6 protein-coding genes are annotated in these 2,528 nt (G+C 56.8%); 3 read left to right on the top strand and 3 right to left on the bottom strand.

Annotated features, from left to right (window positions below; all coding sequences use genetic code 11):
* Nucleotides 1-280: 280 nt before the first annotated feature.
* Nucleotides 281-634, bottom strand: coding sequence for a DUF2958 domain-containing protein (locus XM50_RS00320; RefSeq protein ID WP_046406391.1), 354 nt, complete (start codon nt 632-634; stop codon nt 281-283).
* A 144-nt stretch (nt 635-778) separates the two neighbouring features.
* Between XM50_RS00320 and XM50_RS19835 the strand changes: the two genes are divergently transcribed.
* Complete coding sequence (locus XM50_RS19835; RefSeq protein ID WP_156167020.1) at nt 779-955, top strand: hypothetical protein; 177 nt, start codon at nt 779-781, stop codon at nt 953-955.
* Between the two features lie 4 nt (nt 956-959).
* On the opposite strand, the gene XM50_RS00315 is transcribed toward XM50_RS19835, so the two are convergent.
* Both XM50_RS00315 and XM50_RS00310 read right to left on the bottom strand, forming a co-directional pair.
* Nucleotides 960-1,373, bottom strand: coding sequence for a hypothetical protein (locus tag XM50_RS00315; RefSeq protein ID WP_046406389.1), 414 nt, complete (start codon nt 1,371-1,373; stop codon nt 960-962).
* A gap of 118 nt (nt 1,374-1,491) precedes the next feature.
* Nucleotides 1,492-1,821, bottom strand: coding sequence for a hypothetical protein (locus tag XM50_RS00310; RefSeq protein ID WP_046406387.1), 330 nt, complete (start codon nt 1,819-1,821; stop codon nt 1,492-1,494).
* Nucleotides 1,822-2,013: 192 nt separating this feature from the next.
* Here XM50_RS00310 and XM50_RS00305 point away from each other — a divergent pair, with 192 nt between their 5' ends.
* A complete protein-coding gene (locus tag XM50_RS00305) occupies nt 2,014-2,193 on the top strand; it encodes a hypothetical protein (RefSeq protein ID WP_156167018.1) in 180 nt (59 codons plus the stop codon).
* Nucleotides 2,194-2,204: 11 nt separating this feature from the next.
* On the top strand, nt 2,205-2,453 hold the full coding sequence (locus tag XM50_RS00300) for a hypothetical protein (RefSeq protein ID WP_156167016.1): 249 nt from the start codon (nt 2,205-2,207) through the stop codon (nt 2,451-2,453).
* The last annotated feature ends 75 nt before the right edge of the window (nt 2,454-2,528 follow it).

The raw sequence follows: 2,528 nt of genomic DNA, 5'->3' as shown, positions 1-2,528 counted from the left end.
AAGTCGCTGTTCCCAAGGACAAGTTCGTTGAAGTCCTGAACGCCATCAAGGCGGACGTGGAGAAGGGCGCTTTCAACGCGCAGCTTGAGACGATGGAAACGCAGGTCAAGGCCCGCTCTGCAACGATGGGTGAGGCGCGCCGGAAAAAGACCGAAGCACCAGCCGCGTAACACCTCACTCCGAGTGAACCCAAAAGCCCTGCTGGCAACAGCGGGGCTTTTTCAAGCCTGTTGCGCTCACGGAACAGCCGAGCCGCTTACGCGACCCGGCCACCGATCCGTTAAGCTGTGATGCGACCTGTGGCGCGTGCCTCTGTGGCGTAGTGGCTACGCGTCTTTGTGGCCCTGAAGTGTATGTCGCGCTCGACGCGCAAGCCTCCTGGCCCGACTACCTCCCAAATCTCGTCCAGCGAGATATAGCCGAGTTCGGGATAGCCTATGTCCGCTAGGCCGAACGCCAGCCCCTCGTCGTCAAGTTCTGTCAGCAACCATGTGCCGCCGGTCCACGGCAAAAAGATCTTACAGACAGGCTCGAAATCACGCTCGCGTCGGGTGCCCTTGAGCGGTGCTTGCTCTTTCCCGTTGGCAACTAGCTGCTGGGCAACCTCTGCCCCCAGCATTGCAATCCATTCCATGTGGCTCTCCTGTTTGTGGCCACATGCGGATCAAACACCAGTTACCCAACAAAGCGAGCAAAGACTTGCTCTAGGTATGCAATTCAACGGCTGACTTCTGAACGGGTTGGCACTGTTGTTCTCTGACAGCAACGGAGAACAACAATGCTCAAGCGCATCGCCATTCACGCACTCAACGCTTACTCGCTCGTGTCCGCGCGCATCTACCTCGCCACTGTTATGCGTAACTGTTCCAGCTATGAGGCTTTCATGTTCATGGACGTCACGCGCGACCACAACGCTTGCCGTCTGCTCGACAACAAATTCCATCCGTGGAGGTAAGCTCTCACTCGACGGCTTGAGGGCGGCCAAACTGCGCCAGCGCATAAGCGTGGAAGTCGCCCTCGGCCTGTTCCCACGTGAGGATGCCGTCAACGCGGTGGCCCTGTCCCGTGTATTCTCGGTTGAAACCGGGTGTGCCGTATTCGGGATCGTTGATGTGTCGCGGGTTGTAGGCGAAGATCAAGCCACGCTGTAGCTGACCGGCTTGCGGCCATTCGATGCAAGTATAGACAACCCCGTTGCTGTCGTTGAGATTGTCTGAGACGTAGCGCACGAAGTCGGCACCGGCCTTGAGGATGCGAGCCTTAATCTCGTCGTCGGGCAATTGGTCGCGCGTTTCCTGTTTGCTCAGGATCGTGCTGTAAAGAGATTGTGCGAAGCCATCGACGTGACGGACTTCCATCTTCCTGCCGGTCATTAAGTGCCTCCCAAATGCGTGATTTACGCAAACGCCAAATGGCGCGGGGGTCAAGCTCAAAGGCCGCTCAATCACAGGTAGAAAAAGCGGGAGTTACCTCGCCGCCTTTTCCACCGTTCTATCGTTCCTGTTTCCAGTAACTGCCCTGCGTGTAAAACAGCTTGTCGGGGTCACTGCTGTTGCACTCCATCAGCGTGTAGCTGCCGAGTTCGTCCCTGAACTCCTGCCGGCGAGGTTCCTGCCTCTCGAACTCAGCGTGCTCAAGACGCCACCAAGTGCCCTGCAAGTATCCGAAACGCTGCGGATCGTTCACCTCGCATTCCGTCAGGTACAGCGCACGGACGCTGCGATCACCCTTCTGGATAAGCCGGGTCCGAACCCACTTGCTGTCACCGATCGCGCTGCTGAGCATCATATCGTGCTGACCAACTAACTTGCGTGCCTGCATTTTCGATCTCCGTTTGCTGTTGCCCCACTCGTTTGTTTCCAGAGTAGGCAAGGCTCAACCGAAGACTGCTCTCGCGTTCAACTCTTTTGAACAGCTAACTTATTCATTCAATTTCTGCTGACACGTCTTTCTTTGCTCGCCCTGCAAAAACTCTGGTTATAGCTGGATTGTCGGACAACGGAGATGCCCGACATGCAGATCGATCTAGCAGCATTCGCAGACTACGCGCTTAACACTTTCGACTACAGCGAGCTTTTCGAGGAAGACGCCTTCTCGGTCAACTTCGAAGGCACGAAGGTCTATGTCGAGCGGCATCGCAGCTACTTTAAGCTCGAAATTGCCGACGAGCATCTTCAGCTTCCGCGTTTCTGAGGGGATCGGCCATGAAGACTATGTTCGCAGCAATCCATCACCCGATGAGCGCAGAAGACCCCGAAAGCGTGCTCGACGTTTCCGTGCAGTGGATCAGCCCGTTTCGGCAAAAGCTGGTCGATGCCTGCGTGGCCGAGCTTGCAGAGGCTTGGGAAGCGGTTCGCGTCGAAACCGTCGATGGCAACGAGCACGTTCAGGCCGGCGATGGTGGCAGCTTCTCGACCTACTATGTGGTGCAGGCCGCGAGTATGCTCGTGTAACTTCTCAGACGCCCGTCCTGATATGAAGAGCGCCGCCCAGCATGTCTGGCGGCGCTTCCCATTTGAGCGTTCCAG

The sequence above is a fragment of the Sphingomonas sp. Ag1 genome (assembly GCF_000980895.1).
In the GTDB taxonomy this organism is placed as follows: Bacteria; Pseudomonadota; Alphaproteobacteria; order Sphingomonadales; family Sphingomonadaceae; genus Sphingomonas; species Sphingomonas panaciterrae.
This window is presented reverse-complemented; position numbering and strand designations above follow the sequence as displayed.

Bases quoted from the DNA above. Each gene is read 5' to 3' on its own strand.
- XM50_RS00320 (WP_046406391.1), bottom strand. From the start codon at position 634: ATGGAATGGATTGCAATGCTGGGGGCAGAGGTTGCCCAGCAGCTAGTT.
- XM50_RS00300 (WP_156167016.1), top strand. From the start codon at position 2,205: ATGAAGACTATGTTCGCAGCAATCCATCACCCGATGAGCGCAGAAGAC.
- XM50_RS19835 (WP_156167020.1), top strand. From the start codon at position 779: ATGCTCAAGCGCATCGCCATTCACGCACTCAACGCTTACTCGCTCGTG.
- XM50_RS00305 (WP_156167018.1), top strand. From the start codon at position 2,014: ATGCAGATCGATCTAGCAGCATTCGCAGACTACGCGCTTAACACTTTC.
- XM50_RS00315 (WP_046406389.1), bottom strand. From the start codon at position 1,373: ATGACCGGCAGGAAGATGGAAGTCCGTCACGTCGATGGCTTCGCACAA.
- XM50_RS00310 (WP_046406387.1), bottom strand. From the start codon at position 1,821: ATGCAGGCACGCAAGTTAGTTGGTCAGCACGATATGATGCTCAGCAGC.